Below are 16,248 nucleotides of genomic sequence, written 5' to 3' on the forward strand. Positions count from 1 at the left end.
CAATTCCCTCACCGCCTGTCGAAGGTTATACTGTCAGGGCACAAAGTTCATCTGGTCGGGAGCGGGCATTCCTGCCTGTCTGACTATGACGCGACATTCTGTTGAAAGCTTTCTGAACATCTCCCCTCACCAGGCGGTGATGGGCAGGACAGATCCGCGCAAAAATCAGGGATACTCTTTCGCAAACGTGCTTCGGCATATGGGCCTGACGGCGGCCGTGATCTTCGCCTGGTCCTTGCCCGCATGGGCTCAGGTTCCGGATGTTGGCGGCGGGGTCTGCGTCGCCTTTTGCGACACCTACACACCTCCGACCTATGACGACTATGACTACAGCGGTGGCGGCTCCTACAGCTATCAGCACGAAGAGATGAAGCGCTCCAAGACGCAGCCCAGCACCGGGCCGCGCAAGATGCGCCCAAGCGCCAGCCAGAGGAAGAAGATCCGGCGGCAGAAGCAGATTGCAAACTGGCGCCGCAAGGCCACGCAGGAAAACGAAAAGTGCCTGGAAGCCTTCGACGTTCTCTATTTCAACGATGAGCGCATCAAGACGCTGATCAACCATTGCTCGGCTGCACTGGATTATTGCCAGAAGGCAGGCGGCAGCTGCAAGGTTCATCGCTGGAACATGGCGCTTGCCAATGCCGACAAGGCCGAGGCGGACAAGGACTACGCCGCTGCGGTCAGCTACTATGACGAAGCGCTGGAACTCTGCGGCTATGACGATGATTGCACCGATGTCGGATCGGACACCTCGCTCAGCGGCATGCGGTCGAACCTGGAATCAAGCCGCAGCAAATTCTCGGCGCTTGCCGAACTGCAAAGGGAGGCTGGGCAGAGCCAGAGCAGGATCGAAGCCGCCGCGACAAAAGCCTCCTCTGATGCGCGGGCCCTCTCCTCCGACACGGGACTGAGTTTTCTTGACGCCGACGCCATCATGCCCAGCCGGAAGGCCAACCATCTCCTGGATGCGCTGGAGGCCGGCCGGGGCGACTGGGCGGAGAGCATCAGGGAACTGGAAAAAACACTTCGGGACAACCCGGATGACAGAGCCGCACGCGATGCGCTGCTCTATCTGAAAGGATTGCACCAGGGTCATCTGGCCATCTCCAAACTGGGCAATGCCCGTTACAAGAAGGGCATCAATGCCTGGATGGAAGGTGACTACCAGACGGCAGCCGATTTTCTCGCGGCAAGTTACCAGATAGATCCCGATGATCCGTCCGCGCTGGAAGCCTACGGCATTGTCTCCGGTCTCGCCCAGGCAGACCTCTATCTCGACTGGAACCAGAATTGCGGCAAGCTGATCTGTCCGCCGCCGGATCCCCTGCATTATGTCGGAGAATATGCCTCGCTCCTGAACAGCGAAGCTTATGATCTTCTGAGCGACGACGACCGCGAACGATTGATGCAGGCCCGTTCGCTCTATTCCGATCCAGGCGCCGACCCCGACCGGCGTGCAGCGCTGCAATATGTCGAGGGCCTCGCAGCCTGGGACGACTTCAGGGAACGGGTCCTGGAACGGGCCGACACCGGCTCCGACATACAGACCTTGACCGAGGCCTTTATCAAGATGGGCACGGGCGACTATCAAGGCGCCATCGACCATCTAAGCCCAAGCGCACTGCTGGACGACGATGCCGCAACCTTTGCCTATTATCACGCGATCGGCCTGGCCGGAGAGTACACGCCGACAGGTGAGGTCTTTCTTCTGTCGGAATTTGAAAACCGTCTGGAAGACACCTGGCGCAACCTGAAGGAGACCCGCCACGACGCGAATGTTCTGGTCCGCCACGACCCGAACCTTCGCCCGCCCTGGAAGATCATCCGGGACCGGCTGAATGCGGCGGAATATGCCGCCTGGGCGGAATTCATGACTGATCCGTTCGAGACTGCAGAGGAAATCGTCCAGGCCCAACAATAGGTGTCGTGATGAAACGGTTCTTGATCCTGTTTGCGGCGGCTTGTGCCGCTTTTTGCCAGCCGGCTTGGGCGGACCTCAGGGACTGGAAGGCGGAATATCAAAGAGGCCTGGACGCCGCCAGGGCTGGCGATTTCGAAAAAGCGGTTGAAGTGATCGGCCTGGTCAATTCGGAAACGGAAGCCAATCCGGGCGTTGTCTTCAACTACGCATTGGCCAACGCCCGAAACGGCAACACCATCAAGGCAGCCCTGCTGTTCCGGCTTTATCTGGTCATGGTGCCGGAGGCCACGAACGCAGATGCCATTGCCAAGGAAATCTCCCGGCTGGACGAACAACTGCTTGCAAACGAGACGGATCTCTTTCGCAGGGCAATCGCAGCGGCCCGGGAGTTCCCGGATGTGCCGCCTGAAAACGACTATTCGGAACCGAAAAAGACGGACCTCTTCGATACGATCGCCAGAAACGCGGATCAGGTGGGGAACGAGGAGATCGCGGCTGAGGCCAGGGAACTCGCGCGCCAGAACAGCGAAACACATTCCTATGACTATGATCCCGGCAGCGCTTCGGAAAGACTGCGTGATAACCTTGCCGATGTCGGCGACCTCGTCGGGCTTGTCGAGGCCTATTCCGACTTTGACGATCCGGAGGACTATCTCGACGACCTTGTCGCAGCACTGGATGTGCTGGCTGACTTTTTTCCGGCAGCCACCCTGACCATGCTGGAGAAGCTGCCGAAGGAGCTCTTGACCGACGACAAATACACCGTCTCCGATCTGGTCCGCCTGTCCCTGGCCGAGAACAGTAAGGATCCCTATTTCGCTCACCGGCAATGGAACAGCGACTATCTCTACTTCAAGGAAATCGAGCTTCGGGAGGCGATACTCACCTTCCGTCCCCCCGAAGACTGGCAACCCCTTGCCAGGCAGATCCTGCGGCGCAAACCGGACAGCCATGAAGCCCTGGCGGCACTTTCCCAATCCAGGAAGGCTTTGAAAGTCATACGCGACAATGGCGGCAACCCGTTCAATCCGCTTGGCGAATGGAACAATTCGGTCGCCGTGGCCAGGCTTTCACTGCCAATCGGCAACCGCGACGGTATCAGCCGTGCCCGGAAACAGGTGATCAACCTGTCCAACGACGAAACCGACTACAGCCGCATGACCGATCTTATGCTGCACATCCTGTCCGGCAATACCAGCAAGGCGCTGGCCACGCTGGAAACGCGTGACGACGAAGAATGGGACACCTGGTACCAGTCCATCGACAACCATTTCAGCCGAACCGTCAAGGTCGCTGCACGGCATCTGATGCGCCAGAACAAGTTTGCAGACGCAGAAAACCTGATCCTGAAAGGCACGGTGGCCACTGACCTGCCTCCGATGCTGCGGGAACTGGCCGTTCAGCTGGAGGAGGCTGGCGAAACCGAGGAGGCTGCGCGGGTGCGAGAGATCGCATCTTCCAGGGACCACAAAACCCGGGGTGGCTGGCAACCGGCCTCCGAGGACCACAAACGGTTGGTCGAAGAGTGGCGCAAGGCGGCCGGCAGCTACAAATTCGGCTGGGGCGCGACGGAAAGCGTCGCCAAAGCCGTCGAAAATGCTTTGAACACGGAATACTGCAGCTCGGACACCAACGCGGAATGCATCATCGACTCGCTCGCTTATTCAGCCGCGCAATGGGGAGAAGCGCGGCTGGCGATCAAATCCCTTGATCGCATTCTGCCCGAAGACGCGGTCTGGCTCTCGCCGGAAACGCGCAAGCGGCTGGCAAGGGCACGCGATGATGCTCTCGGCAAGATCGGCCCGACCGCCCGCGAAGCCCTGTCGAAATGGCTCGCGGAAGAAGAACTGGATGACAGCGAAAAACGCTTCAGGGAGATCAACGGTCACAGGATGGCTGCCAGCACCGGCAACGCCAATTCCGTGCGTATGCTGATCGGGCTCTACGATCCGGAGGAAAAAGGACTGGAAGCACCCGAAGTGGCTGCCTTCCTGGCAGCTGGCCTCCGCCGGGGAGACCGCTACCTGCACGATCACGTAACCACGTCCTTCAAGGACTGGCCCAAACCGCTTCGTCTTGAGTTCCAACGGGTGCTTGCAGACGAGGGCCTTTACCAGAGCGGCATTGACGGCGTCATCGGTCCGGGGACCCGCAAGGCCATCGATGCCCTCATTGCCAGCGCGGCACCGGCCAATTGACATGCCTGGCCTGAAAAAGGACCGGCCGGGCAGAGGGCTGCGCGGCCGGCAAGGGTCTGGGGAGAAAGGGTGATGTTCGCTAACGCATGGCAGCTGGCAGATAGAGCGCGATTTCCGGCGCTGCGATCAGTGCGACCACCATGGCCAGCATGGCCAGCACATAAGGCGTTGCCCCCAGCATGACCTCGGCGATGGATCCGCCCCGGCGCGCGCCCTGGACCACGAACAGGTTGAGGCCGACCGGCGGTGTGATCAGCGCCATCTCGATCAGCACGATCATCAGGATGCCAAACCAGATCGGGTCGTAACCAAGGGCGATGACGATCGGCACGACGATCGGGATCGTGATCACCATCAGCGACAGCGTCTCGATGAAGAAGCCGAGCACGATATACATCGCGACGATGACAAGCAGCGTTGCCAGCGGATTGAGCCCGAGCCCTTCCAGGAACCCGCGCAACTCACCGGACAGGCCAGCGGCGGACAGTGTGAAGTTGAGGAAGGACGCGCCGATCACCACCAGCATGATCATCGAGGTGACCTTCACCGTGCCCAGAATCGCTTCATAGATCATGCGCAGGTTGAGGCCGCCGAACAGGGCCGCGATCCCCAGCGCCCCGGCGACCCCGACGGAGGCTGCTTCGGTCGGGGTCGCCCATCCCTTGTAGATCGAGCCGATGATGGCACTGAACAGGAGGATGATCGGCAGCAGGTCCGCCAGGCCGCGCAGCATTTCCACGATCGGAAAGGTGCGCCGTGCCCCACCAAGTTGCGGCCGGACCATGCACACAAGGGCCGTCACCACGATGAAGCCGAGTGCCAGCAATATCCCCGGCACCAGTCCGGCGAGGAACAGCTGCGGGATCGAGGTCTGGGTGAGAAAGCCGTAGACGATCAGGTTGATCGACGGCGGGATCATGATGCCGAGCGTGCCACCGGCGGCAATGGCGCCGGAGAAGAGTTTCGGATCGTAGCCGAGCCGGTCGGCCTGCGGCATGGCAACCGTTGCCACCGTGGCTGCCGTTGCCACGGACGAGCCGGACGTTGCGGAGAACATGGTGGCTGTTGCCACATTGGCATGCACAAGCCCGCCCGGCAGCCAGGATACCCAGCGATCCAGCGCGGAATAGGTCCGGGCCGCAATCCCTGTGCGCACCAGGATTTCACCCAAGAGCACAAAGAACGGAATGGCGATCAGCGCCGCGTTTTCCGAGGTCGACCAGACCATGGACCCGAGACCGCGCGTCAGCGGAAAGGGGCTGAAGAACTGGTCGACGCCAAAGCCGAGCAGGAAAAGCACGATGCCGACCGGGATGGACAGGGTCAAAAGGCCGAGCAGGCCGATGGAGACAAAGGACAGCATCAGGCGACCTCCCCTTCCGGAAATGCACCAATGGCCTGTTCGGACTTGGTGAATTCGCCTTTCACGATCAGGGCCAGCGCGGCAACGAAGGTGAGCCAGGCCGCAGTCGCAAACCACACCCAACCGGCAAACCAGGGCAGTTGCACCAGCATCAGCGGGGTTTCCAGGGGTGTGTTTGCCGTGGAATTGTTGCGCAAGGTGGTTTCCACCACCGGCCAGCATTTCAGTGCGACCACGGAGATCGTGCTCGCGAGTGTAAAGATCGACAGAAGATCCAGCACCGCCCGCCATTTCGGCAGACCGACCGATCGGCGCAGGAAATCGATCCGGATATGAGACAGTTCCGTCAGACCGTAGGCCATGCCCCAGGCTGTGCCGATCGCCATCACATAACCGGAAATCTCGTCGGTTCCGCCGATGGATGCGCCGAGCTGGCGGAGCACGATATCAATGAGAACAAGCCCCGCGCAGGTGAGAAACACCACACCGACGGCAATCGCGATTGCCCGGTTGATCCGCGCCAGGATTGATAAGAGCAACTCCGCCACCTCGACCTCTCCTGTCCGTTAGTTGGTCGCAATCGAGACGCCGACGACCTGGCCGACGCTGTCGTTCCAGCGGGCAGCCCAGTCGCCACCGGCACGCTCTGCCCATTCCGGCAGAACCTGGCTCTGCAGGATCTCGCGAGCCCGCTCGATGTCACCGTCGCTGGCTTCGACAAGCACCATGTTGCGCTTGTCGCCGGAGGCGCAATCGCCCTTGCCGGTCAGGCAGGCAATGTCGTTGGCAAGGGCGCCTTCGGCCGTCGCCCAGGCCGGTGCCTCGAACTGGGTGGCAATTTCGGTTTCGATCAGGGACCTGGTCTCATCGCTGAGGGAGTTCCACTTGTCGAGATTGATCGCGGTCACCACCGGGTCCCAACCGCCCAGCGGGATCGGCAGCAGATGGGTGGAGACCTCCCACCAGCCGGCGCTGTAGCCGGAGCCGGCGCCGGTCACGGCGCAGTCGACCACGCCCTTCTGCAGCGCACCTGGCACCTCGGAAAAGGAAACGGTGATGCCCTCGGCTCCGAGCGCCTCGAGGAATTTGGCGGTCATGCGCCCGGACGCCCGGATCTTCTTGCCTTTCAGGTCTTCGAGCGAGTCGATTTCGGCGTTACAGAAAACAACTTGCGGCGGATAGGGCGCGATGGCCAGAACCTTGGCATTGAAGCGCTTTTCAAAGATCTCCTCGACCATCGGCCGGGCGGCTTCGACCGCCTGCTGAGCCTTGTCCGCACTCATGGCAACCAGCGGCACATCCAGACCTTCCAGCTCCGGCGCATCGGCAACCGCGTAGTCCCCGACGGTCATGCCGACGTCAAAGACGCCCTGGCCCAGCAGACGAAAGACTTCGCCGACCCCAAGGTTCATCTGGTTGTGGGTCGTGACATTGGTGGTGATGGCGCCGCCCGAGGCCTCCGGCAGCTTGTTCTGCCAGAAGGGGGCCTCGTATTCCTTGTGCAGCGGCAGGCTGGACCAGCTGCCGACCACCGAAAGCTCTTCGGCGAGCGCCGGGGAAGAAACGGCCGCCGAGGCCATGAGGGAAAGCAGGATCTTTTTCATTGGTTCCACTCCGTGAAGGTTTTATTTTGGCACGTTATTGCTTGTTATGATTGGAATTTCAGCCGTGTCCGGGATGTCCGTGATCAGCATGTGACCGGGTTTGTGCGTGATCAGCAGCGGCAGCGCGGCCTGTTGTATGACGGCCTGGGGCGTGACCCCGCAGGCCCAGAACACCGGCGTATGCCCCGCCGGCACCGGCACCCTGTCCCCCCAATCCGGTTCCTGGAGGTTGGAGATACCGATGACGGCGGGGTCGCCGGCATGCACGGGAGCCCCGTGTGCCAGCGGAAAACGTGCCGAAATCGCGATGGCTTCCTCGACCCGCTCATTCGGGACCATGCGCATGGAGACGACCATCGGCCCGCGAAAAGGACCCGCCGGAATGGTTTCCAGGCTGGAGCGAAACATCGGCACGGTGACATTGTTGGTAATGTGCCAGAGATCGATACCCGCCTCGATCAGCGCGTGTTCAAAGGTGAAGGAGCAGCCGAGCGCAAAGGCCACCAGATCGTTTGACCACAGGTCGACAAGCTCCGTCACCGAGCGGTCCAGCTGGCCATTCCGATAGATATTGTAGGCCGGCACATCGGTGCGGATGTCGATGTTCCGGCCAAGGGTGAACAGGATCGGGTTGCCGGTATCGGACGCGCCGATCAGCGGACAGGGCTTGGGATTACGCTGGCAAAAGCGCATGAAATCAAGCGCATATTGTTCGGGAATGATGGCCAGATTGGCCTGCAGGAGATTGCGCCCGAGGCCGGCCGTGTGCGCGGTGTAACCGCCGCTTCTGATCTGTGCGCGGACTGCGTCGATCGGTTCCAGCCGAAGGGCATCATAACTCTGCAACACGGGGCTTACTCCTCCATTCAGAGAAACGTCCCGCACCGGAGCTATAAACTCAAATTGAAGTTTTTTAAGAAAAACTATAAAGGATCTTTATAACCTGAATAGGCGTCGGCAACCGCGCGCGCCTTTTGAGCGGCAGCCGCAACAACATGACTGCGCGGATCGCCAAGATAGCTGGCCGAGAACCTCAACGCGTCCGGCACCCATCCAGGGGCAAATTCCTCAATCCGGCCAGCCTCCACATAGGGCTGCGCCAGTACCTTTGGCAGGGCTGCCACGCCCAGCCCGGCCTCGACCAGGCGGAAACACGCGGAGAGGGACGATGAAGGAAACAACTGCACGTCTGTCGCGACCCTTTCCTGCAACAGTGTTTTCAACTCCCGATAGGGCCGCGTGTGCCGGGCATAGGTGATCACCGGCTTTTCCCTGAGCAAGGCCGCACCGTCTTCTGTTCCGGTGCCTGTCTGTACATACCAGGCAAGCTCAAATCCGGGCAGTTCGACATTGTCGACCGAGTATTCCGAAACCGGCCCGAGCAGCAGTGCCAGGTCGATCTCGCGATCCATCAGGGCCGCTCTCAGATTGACCGAGATATCGACATTGATTTCCACGATCAGGTTCGGATATTCGCTCCGCAACTCCGCCACCAGGTCCGGCAGCCAGCATTGGGCAATGGTTTCCGACGCACCGATGCGCAGGTGCCGGTCAATGCCTTCCTTCGCGACAACGGTCTCCTCCACCTTGTCGGAGAGGCGCTCGAACTGTTCGGCGAAGGTTTGCAGCAATTCGCCGCGCTTGGTCAGTTTCAGTCGGCCGGGAGACCGTTCAAACAGTTCGGTTCCCAGTGTCTCCTCAAGGCGCTTCAGACGCGAGGTCACCGCAGGCTGGGTGAGATGAAGAATATGCGCCGCCTTGTTGACCCCGCCGTGGCGGACAACGGCCAGAAACGCTCTCAGCTGATCGAGATTGAGCGGATGCATCCGGAAAGCCTTTTGTTTTCTTTTGGCCAGCATGCGTCAGCTGGCGGGGAATGGGAAGGGTGAGTGCCCCGCAACACCGCTCAAACCAAAACGTCAGCCACCCATAACGTGTCACCCCGGACGCAGCGCAGCGGAGATCCGGGACCTGCTCGCAAGTCAGCTTCCCGAGGATCTGGTACGTTTCATGAAGCTCTCTGAAACCTGCACCAGCTCTGGAAATGAGTGGACCCCGGGTCTCCCCTCGGTCGCCCGGGCTGACACCGACAATGTGGTGAACTTGCCTCCGATTTGCCGGTTCGGCACTTCCGTCAACACCCTTTCATCACCTTCGTCATTGCCGGACGTGATCCGGCAATCCATCCATACCGTGACCCTGTCTTTCAGAAAGGCGTCGCAAATAGAAAAGAAGCGGCGTGGATCCCATGGTCAAGCCCACTGCTGTCCGGTTAAGCAGATGCATCTGACCGTATATAGGCTTTGCTGCTTGTTCCAGTCTCCCCCCTGGAGGGGGAGATGTCTCCGTCAGGAGACAGAGGGGGGGCTCGACCTCCCCGCATACAAGGCCTTTTCCGAATTCGAGGAACCGCTGTGCCCCCCCTCTGTCCGGTTCCCGGACAACTCCCCCTCCAGGGGGGAGACTGGAACAAGCGGTAAGGCGCTGCGTATCCAGGATTGGAAGAAGCGTAAATATCGACGATGAATCAATGATCTGTTGAAACTGGGTCGACTTAAACCGGACAGCAGTGGGTCGAGCCATGGCATGACGAAAACAGAAAGTCATCGAACTTCCGCTCACGCCGCCGACAACACCCCCTTCGGTGCCAGAACTTGCTCCGCCAGACGCCTGATCCGCGCCGGGTCCGGATGATGGTCCGCCGTCACCGCCATGCGCGCCCACAGGACCGGCAGAAGCGTATCGCAGGTCACCTTCATGAATCCGTGGGCCAGTTCCGCCGGATGTTCGCTTGCCAGCACCTGATCCCGTGCCGTCTCCCAGACGCGCAACACATTCAACAGCTGGGGACACGCCAGGCCAGGATCGGCGCAGCTTCTTTTCAGGTAAGCTGTGAAAGCCCGGCCCGCTTCCCCGGAAAGCAATCGCGTTGCGACAGCACGCTCGTGTATGCCGTTGGCGCCTTCATAGATCGCGGCTATCCGCGCGTCGCGATAGGCCTGTTCCAGATGATATTCCTTGAGATACCCGTAGCCGCCCAGCACTTGAATGCCGAGCTCCGTGGCGCGCATACCGGCCTGGGTGCAATAGACCTTTGCAACCGGCTTCAGAAACTCCGCGAGCGCCGGGTCTTTTCCCTCTTCAATCGTGACCAGCGTCAGATGGGCAAGGGAACGTCCGCCCAGTGCCAGTGTATCGATCTCGTCGAGCATGCGCCTTACGTCCGCATGTCCGTCAAGGGTCACGGCCGCACCATCGGCATCGCGTCCCTGCACCCGCTCCGCGGCATAACTGCGCGAGATGTCACCTGCGCGGGCGGCATGGGCAACACCCTGCAATGCCACATCGACACGGGCATGGTTCATGATCGTGAACATGGCCTTCAGCCCGTCGCCCTCTTCGCCAACCAGCTCCGCTTCGGCAGCCTCGAAACTGAGTTGGCAGGTCGGCGAGGCATGCAGTCCCATCTTGTCCTCGATCCGGGTGACCGACACATGATTGCGGCAGCCATCTCCCAGCGTGCCCGGACAAAGGAACAGCGACAACCCCTTGAGCCCGTCATCGGACGTTCGCGCCAGCACCAGGTGAAGGATCTTTTCGCTCATGTCCTGGTCGCCCCCGGAGATGAAGATCTTCTCGCCGGTGATGGTCCAGATTGCGCCAGCCGGCTCGGCCCGGCAGCGGATGCGCGACAGGTCGGAGCCGGCCTCCGGCTCGGTCAGACACATGGTCGCCAGTGTTGCGCCCGACGCGAATTCCGGCAGGTAGCGCGCCTGCTGGTCTTCCGTGCCGAAGTTCAAAAGCGTGCTCACGGCGCCGGGCACCAACCCGGTGACCATCTGCAGGCTGTGATTGGCCCCGGAAAAGATCTCCGAGGTGATGGCCAGAACCGTCGCATCCAGCCCCTGCCCGCCAAAGGCCTCGGGCACGGTCAGCCCTGGCCAGCCCTGTTCGGCATAGGCGGCATAGGCCTCGACGAATCCGTCCGGCATGCGCACACGCCCGTTTTCCAGCCGACAACCCTGCCGGTCGCCCGGTTCATTCAGCGGTGCCAGTTGTCCTTCTGCAAAGGCGGCGAAATGCGCGCCGATTTCGGCGGCAAGATCCTTGTCCCAGTGCGGCAAGACCGGGGCGCCGGCAACATGCTCCAGCGAAAACAGGATGTCGTCGAGCGGGGCGGAGAAGGGTTTCATGGACGCACCTCGAACGGGCTGTGTGCCGACTTAAGCGAAATCGACTTCTTTCGCCCCACCGGCCTCATCCTGAGGAGGGCGACAGCCCGTCTCGAAGGGTCGGCCACACACTCGGGAACAGGAGGCAAACTCATCGACTCGGACCTGTTAGCCCTGCTCAGGAAGCGCCCGTAGCAGGCAAAGTGAACGAAGCCGGATCCCCCCCTCATTCCAGCCCCAGAAGCCGCGCGGCATTACCCTTGATGATGTCCGGGCGCAGCTCGTCCTTGATGTTGATCTTCTCGAAATCGGCCAGCCAGCGCTCCGGCGTGATCATCGGCCAGTCAGAGCCGAACAGCACTTTCTTCTTCAGGATCGAATTGCAGTATTTGACCAGGATTTCCGGAAAGTATTTCGGTGACCATCCGGACAGATCGATATACACATTCGGCTTGTGCTGGGCGACCGCCAGCGCTTCTTCCTGCCAGGGGAAGGACGGATGCGCCAGGATGATCTTCATGTCCGGAAAGTCGACGGCGACATCATCCATGTACATGGGATTGGAGTATTTGAGCCGCATGCCGTTGCCGCCGCGCATGCCGCTGCCGACCCCGGTCTGGCCCGTATGGAAGAGCGCAATGGCGCCCGCCTCGGCAATCGCCTCGTAAAGTTCGTAGGCCATCCGGTCATTCGGGTAGAACCCCTGCATGGTCGGGTGAAACTTGAAACCCTTGATACCGAATTCGCTGATCAGCCGACGGGCCTCGCGCGCGCCCATCTTGCCCTTGTGCGGATCGATGGAGGCAAAGGGAATGAGAACGTCGTCATTCTCGGCCGCAAGTTCAGCGACCTCTTCGTTCTTGTAGCGGCGGTACCCGGTCTCGCGCTCCGCATCGACCGGAAAGATCACCGCGGCAATGTTCTGCTCGCGGTAGTGCTGCGCCGTCTCCGGCACTGTCGGCGGATGGCTCCAGGGCGCGCGGAAATACTGCGCCATCGTCGCCTGCAGATCGTCATAGCCGTCGTCGGAATGACAGCCACAGGGTTCTTCCGCATGGGTGTGAATGTCGATGGCGCGAACCTTGGTGATATCAACCATTTCAAACGCTCCTCAAATCCGGACCACAGCCGGGTCATCGTCGGTGTAAAGCCGGTCCAGAAGCGCAGCGCGGCGCGCCAGGACCTTGCGAATGTTGAGATTGCCCTTTGCCGTCATTTCACCGTCCGGCATCGAGGCCGGTTCGGCGAGCACAAGGGCGCGGGAGACACGTGTCGAACTGCCGCTGATCTCGCGGGCCCGCTCAGTCAGGCGTCGATGGATTTCGCCCTGCAACAGCTTGCAGAGATAGGCGCCCTCCGCTTCGGCAAGATCAAATCCTTCCCTTGTCAGTTCCGCGAGGTTCGGGAAGATCATCACGCCGATCTCCTTGCGGTCCGCGCCCGTGACAACAAGATCGGCAGCCAGGGGAGCGAGGCGGGTGAGCAAGTCGAGTTTCAATTGCGCCGCGCGCACCCAGGTGCCCGATTGAAGTTTGAAATCCTCGGAAATCCGGCCGTCGAAACGCATCCCCTTGTTCGGATCGTTCTTGTCCAGAAACACCATGGCATCGCCGGTGATGAAGAACCCCTCCTCGTCGAAGGCGGCGCTGGTCTTGTCGGGGTCGTTGAAATAGCCCGGCATGACATTGGCGCCCTTCACCCGGACCTCGCAGCGCAGGTCCTCATCCGGGATCAGCTTGACCGTGACCCCGTTGAGCGGCACGCCCACAATGCCGGAGCGCGGGGCCGGCTCCTGCTGCATCATCGCAGATGGTGCTGTTTCCGTCAGTCCCCAGGAAGAGGTCATCAGGGGCACCTCTCCCTTGATCTCCAGCGCCATCTTCTTGAACCCTTCCCAGACGTCCTGGGGCAGCGACGCTCCGGCATAGAAGATCAGGTCGAGATCTTCGAAAAAGCGCTTCTGCAGGTCGCGATCAGCCTCAAGGGCCTTCAGCAACATGCCGAAGCCGAGCGGCACATTGAAGGCCAGTGTCCCGGTCTTGAGGCCCAGGTTTTCGACCGTGCGCTCGAACAGACCCTTGATCGGTTTGCCGTCGTCAATATAGAGGCTGCCGCCATTTGCCAGCATCATGTTGAAATTGTGCGACCCGCCGAAGACATGGTTCCAGGGCAGCCAGTCGACGATCACGGGCGGACGCTTGCGCAGGAACGGCAGCGCGTCGCCAAGCTGTGCCTGGTTGACGCACATCATCCGGTGCGTCGTCAAAACCCCTTTCGGGCTGGACGTGGACCCGGACGTCATCAGGATCTTGCCGACCGTCTCCGGCGTGACTTCGGCAAAGGCCTTGTCGACATCAATGCCGCCATCGCCTTTCAGCAGATCAGAGAAGGGTGTGACAGTGCGCGCGCCCGGCCGACTGGAGACAATCTCGACAGACTGCAGCGCCTCCAGATCAAGCGCCTCGCCAAACTGCTCGGCATCGACCACATAGGCTAGGCGCGGCCGGACCAGTCCGATCACCTCGCGCAGCCGGCCGTGGGCCCCATGTACCAGCGCATATTGCTCGGCCACCGGCACGGTGGGCACGCCGACATACTGCGCCGCAAGGGCCAGGATGCCGTGATCGACACCATTGCCCGACATCACCAGGATCGGTGTCGAACCGTCCAGCCCCCGCGCCAGCAGGGACGCACCGACGGCACGGACCTTTTCCAGCATCGCGGCGTAGCTTTCCGCGCGCCATCCGGCACCGCTGCGTTCGGCCAGGAACACACGATCCGGCGCCGTCTCTGCCCATTGATGCAGCCAGTCGCCGGTGCGTTCGGCAGCCTCCGACAGAACTTGGTTCGACCTCAGCAGGATCGAACCATCCGCACGCATCTCCCGGTCGACGGAGTGAACCTGATAATCAGCTGCGTGTTGCATGACACCTCCTCCCAAAGCCATCTCAGGTCTCCCTGCGCCGATTGGCTTCAATCAGCTGCATCACCTTCATGGCCCCCTTGAGCGCCTCGGGCGTGATGCCTTGCACCAGGCGATCTTCATGGACCTGAACCGCGGCAACGGCCTTTTCGTAAAGCTGCCGACCGGCGAGCGTTGCCTTCAGCGCATAGGCGCGGCGATCGCTCGGCAACTTGTCCCGAACAATCAGCTCCCGCCGTTCCAGCTCGTCGATGATGACAACCAGGTTCGGACGCTCGACATCCATCGCTGCAGCCAGCTGCGACTGGCGCAAGCCAGGATTGTCGACGATCAGCACCAGCGCCGTATAGGTGATCATGCGAAGCTCGAACGGCTTCAGGGTGCGGTTCAGGTCGGACTGGATCACATTGAAGGCACGCTTGATCTGATAGCCATATAAAGACCGCAGAGTGCTGTCGCTGACGCTGACAGTGCCAGTCTGGACATCCGGTTTGAGGGCTGGTGTCTTCATGACATCACCGGAAAGTCGGGCTGCGCTTTTCAAGGAAGGCTGCAAGGCCTTCCAGCGCATCCGGGCTGGTTTGCGTGATTGCAGCGCACAGGCTTTCCGTGAACAGGCCGTCGGCCTTGGACATGTCGCCGATCCGGGCAAGCGCCTGGATCATGATGTAGTTGGAAAGCGGCGCGTTCGAGGCGATCTTGCGGGCCAGCTCCCGTGCCTTTGCCAGCGCCTCGCCTTCGCCAGCCGTGTAATGTGTCAGACCGAGAGCCAAGCCCTCCTCGGCGCTGTACTTGCGACCTGTCAGCATCATTTCCGTCATCCGATCAGGCCCCAGAATGCGGCCGATCCGGACGGACGCCCCACCCCCGACAAAGATCCCGCGCCGACCCTCCGGCAACTGAAAGAAGGCGCTCGGCTCCGCGACCCGCACATGGGTGGCCGAGGCCAGTTCCAGGCCGCCGCCGATCACCGCACCGAACATTGCGGAGACAACAGGCAGGCCGCCGAACTGGATCCGGTCCATCACCTCGTGCCAGCCGCGCGAATGCCGCATCGTGCCTTCCGCATCGCGGGCGACATGCTCGCTCAGATCGAGGCCGGAGCAGAAATGGCCGGCCGTTCCCGTCAGGACCACAGCTTTCACATCGACAGGCGGTTTGGAGAAAAAGCCGTCAATCTTGTCCAGCAGGGCATCGCACATGGCGTTGCGCTTGTCCGGCCGGTTCATGGTCAGCGTCGCGACGCCGTCGTCAATCTCGATGGTCAGGATGTCGTCCGTCATCTGCTCTTCCTCAGCGCGGTGGCAGGCGCACGGCGCCGTCCAGCCGGATGGTTGTTCCGTTCAGGAACGGATTGCTCACGATGTGTTCTGCAAGACGCGCAAATTCGTCCGGCTCGCCAAGACGCGGCGGGAACGGAATGTTGGCGGTGATCTTCGCGGAGACCTCTTCCGGCAGGCCTTCCATCATCGGCGTCCGGAAAAGGCCCGGTGCAATCGCCATGACGCGAATACCATGCTGGGCGAATTCACGTGCTGCCGGCAGGCACATCGCCGCAATCCCACCCTTGGAGGCCGAATAGGCCGCCTGTCCGAGCTGGCCCTCCTCGAAGGCAACGGACGCCGTATTGATGATCACACCGCGCTCACCGGTCTCCGCCGGGTCTTCGTACAGCAAACGCCTGGCGGCATGGCTCATGACGTTGAACGTGCCGAATAGATTGACCTTCAATGTCTTTTCAAACGTGTCGAAGGAGAGCTTGCCTTCCCGCCCGACGATCCGTGCCGCAAAGCCGACCCCTGCGCAGTTGACAATCACGCGCGGGGCACCGCCCAGATGTGCAGTGGCCTCATCGAGGGCCCGGCCGACCGCAGCCTCATCGCTGACATCGGCCTGAACGGCCTGCCCGCCAATCTCGTCGGCGACCTGCCGGGCCTTGTCAATGTCATAATCCAGCAGGACAGTTTCGGCGCCCTGCCCGGCGAAATGGCGCGCGGTCTGCGCGCCCAGGCCACTGCCCGCGCCTGTCACCAGAACCCTGCTCTGCGCCAGTTTCATTGCCTCGTC

General features: G+C 61.3%; 13 protein-coding genes. 2 read left to right on the forward strand and 11 right to left on the reverse strand.

Annotation, left to right across the window (positions count from 1 at the left end; genetic code table 11):
- Positions 1-187: 187 nt before the first annotated feature.
- Positions 188-1,921, forward strand: coding sequence for a tetratricopeptide repeat protein (locus ACO6TG_RS09435; RefSeq protein WP_422377944.1), 1,734 nt, complete (start codon positions 188-190; stop codon positions 1,919-1,921).
- Positions 1,922-1,929: 8 nt separating this feature from the next.
- On the forward strand, positions 1,930-4,119 hold the full coding sequence (locus ACO6TG_RS09440; RefSeq protein ID WP_422377945.1) for a hypothetical protein: 2,190 nt from the start codon (positions 1,930-1,932) through the stop codon (positions 4,117-4,119).
- A gap of 79 nt (positions 4,120-4,198) precedes the next feature.
- On the opposite strand, the gene ACO6TG_RS09445 is transcribed toward ACO6TG_RS09440, so the two are convergent.
- The 11 genes from ACO6TG_RS09445 to ACO6TG_RS09495 form a co-directional block, all read right to left on the reverse strand.
- The gene (locus tag ACO6TG_RS09445; RefSeq protein WP_422377946.1) at positions 4,199-5,482 is read right to left on the reverse strand and encodes a TRAP transporter large permease; all 1,284 of its coding nucleotides are present in this window, start codon (positions 5,480-5,482) and stop codon (positions 4,199-4,201) included.
- Positions 5,482-6,030 (reverse strand): TRAP transporter small permease subunit, encoded by a 549-nt coding sequence (locus ACO6TG_RS09450; RefSeq protein ID WP_094072168.1) that lies wholly within the window; start codon positions 6,028-6,030, stop codon positions 5,482-5,484. Before ACO6TG_RS09450 ends, ACO6TG_RS09445 begins: the two co-directional genes overlap by 1 nt.
- Before the next feature lie 18 nt (positions 6,031-6,048).
- Entirely contained in the window at positions 6,049-7,086 is a 1,038-nt protein-coding gene (locus ACO6TG_RS09455; RefSeq protein WP_422377947.1) for a TRAP transporter substrate-binding protein, read from the reverse strand.
- A 21-nt stretch (positions 7,087-7,107) separates the two neighbouring features.
- Positions 7,108-7,935 (reverse strand): putative hydro-lyase, encoded by an 828-nt coding sequence (locus tag ACO6TG_RS09460; protein WP_422377948.1) that lies wholly within the window; start codon positions 7,933-7,935, stop codon positions 7,108-7,110.
- Positions 7,936-8,009: 74 nt separating this feature from the next.
- A complete protein-coding gene (locus ACO6TG_RS09465) occupies positions 8,010-8,912 on the reverse strand; it encodes a LysR family transcriptional regulator (RefSeq protein WP_422377949.1) in 903 nt (300 codons plus the stop codon).
- Between the two features lie 792 nt (positions 8,913-9,704).
- Entirely contained in the window at positions 9,705-11,279 is a 1,575-nt protein-coding gene (locus tag ACO6TG_RS09470) for an acyl-CoA dehydrogenase family protein (RefSeq protein WP_422377950.1), read from the reverse strand.
- Between the two features lie 205 nt (positions 11,280-11,484).
- Complete coding sequence (locus ACO6TG_RS09475; protein WP_422377951.1) at positions 11,485-12,357, reverse strand: amidohydrolase family protein; 873 nt, start codon at positions 12,355-12,357, stop codon at positions 11,485-11,487.
- Positions 12,358-12,369: 12 nt separating this feature from the next.
- Complete coding sequence (locus ACO6TG_RS09480) at positions 12,370-14,184, reverse strand: feruloyl-CoA synthase (RefSeq protein ID WP_422377952.1); 1,815 nt, start codon at positions 14,182-14,184, stop codon at positions 12,370-12,372.
- A gap of 22 nt (positions 14,185-14,206) precedes the next feature.
- Positions 14,207-14,692 carry a MarR family winged helix-turn-helix transcriptional regulator gene (locus tag ACO6TG_RS09485; protein ID WP_422377953.1) on the reverse strand — a complete coding sequence of 162 codons (486 nt, stop codon included), beginning with the start codon at positions 14,690-14,692 and terminating at the stop codon, positions 14,207-14,209.
- 4 nt (positions 14,693-14,696) lie between these two features.
- Positions 14,697-15,464, reverse strand: a complete 768-nt coding sequence (locus tag ACO6TG_RS09490; protein WP_422377954.1) for a crotonase/enoyl-CoA hydratase family protein — start codon at positions 15,462-15,464, stop codon at positions 14,697-14,699.
- A 10-nt stretch (positions 15,465-15,474) separates the two neighbouring features.
- Positions 15,475-16,239, reverse strand: a complete 765-nt coding sequence (locus ACO6TG_RS09495; protein ID WP_422377955.1) for an SDR family NAD(P)-dependent oxidoreductase — start codon at positions 16,237-16,239, stop codon at positions 15,475-15,477.
- Positions 16,240-16,248 lie beyond the last annotated feature (9 nt).

The organism is Roseibium sp. (assembly GCF_965233565.1).
In the GTDB taxonomy this organism is placed as follows: domain Bacteria; phylum Pseudomonadota; class Alphaproteobacteria; order Rhizobiales; family Stappiaceae; genus Roseibium.

Coding starts and splice junctions, on each gene's coding strand:
- ACO6TG_RS09440 (WP_422377945.1), top strand. CDS start 1,930: ATGAAACGGTTCTTGATCCTGTTTGCGGCGGCTTGTGCCGCTTTTTGC.
- ACO6TG_RS09445 (WP_422377946.1), bottom strand. CDS start 5,482: ATGCTGTCCTTTGTCTCCATCGGCCTGCTCGGCCTTTTGACCCTGTCC.
- ACO6TG_RS09455 (WP_422377947.1), bottom strand. CDS start 7,086: ATGAAAAAGATCCTGCTTTCCCTCATGGCCTCGGCGGCCGTTTCTTCC.
- ACO6TG_RS09465 (WP_422377949.1), bottom strand. CDS start 8,912: ATGCATCCGCTCAATCTCGATCAGCTGAGAGCGTTTCTGGCCGTTGTC.
- ACO6TG_RS09470 (WP_422377950.1), bottom strand. CDS start 11,279: ATGAAACCCTTCTCCGCCCCGCTCGACGACATCCTGTTTTCGCTGGAG.
- ACO6TG_RS09475 (WP_422377951.1), bottom strand. CDS start 12,357: ATGGTTGATATCACCAAGGTTCGCGCCATCGACATTCACACCCATGCG.
- ACO6TG_RS09480 (WP_422377952.1), bottom strand. CDS start 14,184: ATGCAACACGCAGCTGATTATCAGGTTCACTCCGTCGACCGGGAGATG.
- ACO6TG_RS09485 (WP_422377953.1), bottom strand. CDS start 14,692: ATGAAGACACCAGCCCTCAAACCGGATGTCCAGACTGGCACTGTCAGC.
- ACO6TG_RS09490 (WP_422377954.1), bottom strand. CDS start 15,464: ATGACGGACGACATCCTGACCATCGAGATTGACGACGGCGTCGCGACG.
- ACO6TG_RS09495 (WP_422377955.1), bottom strand. CDS start 16,239: ATGAAACTGGCGCAGAGCAGGGTTCTGGTGACAGGCGCGGGCAGTGGC.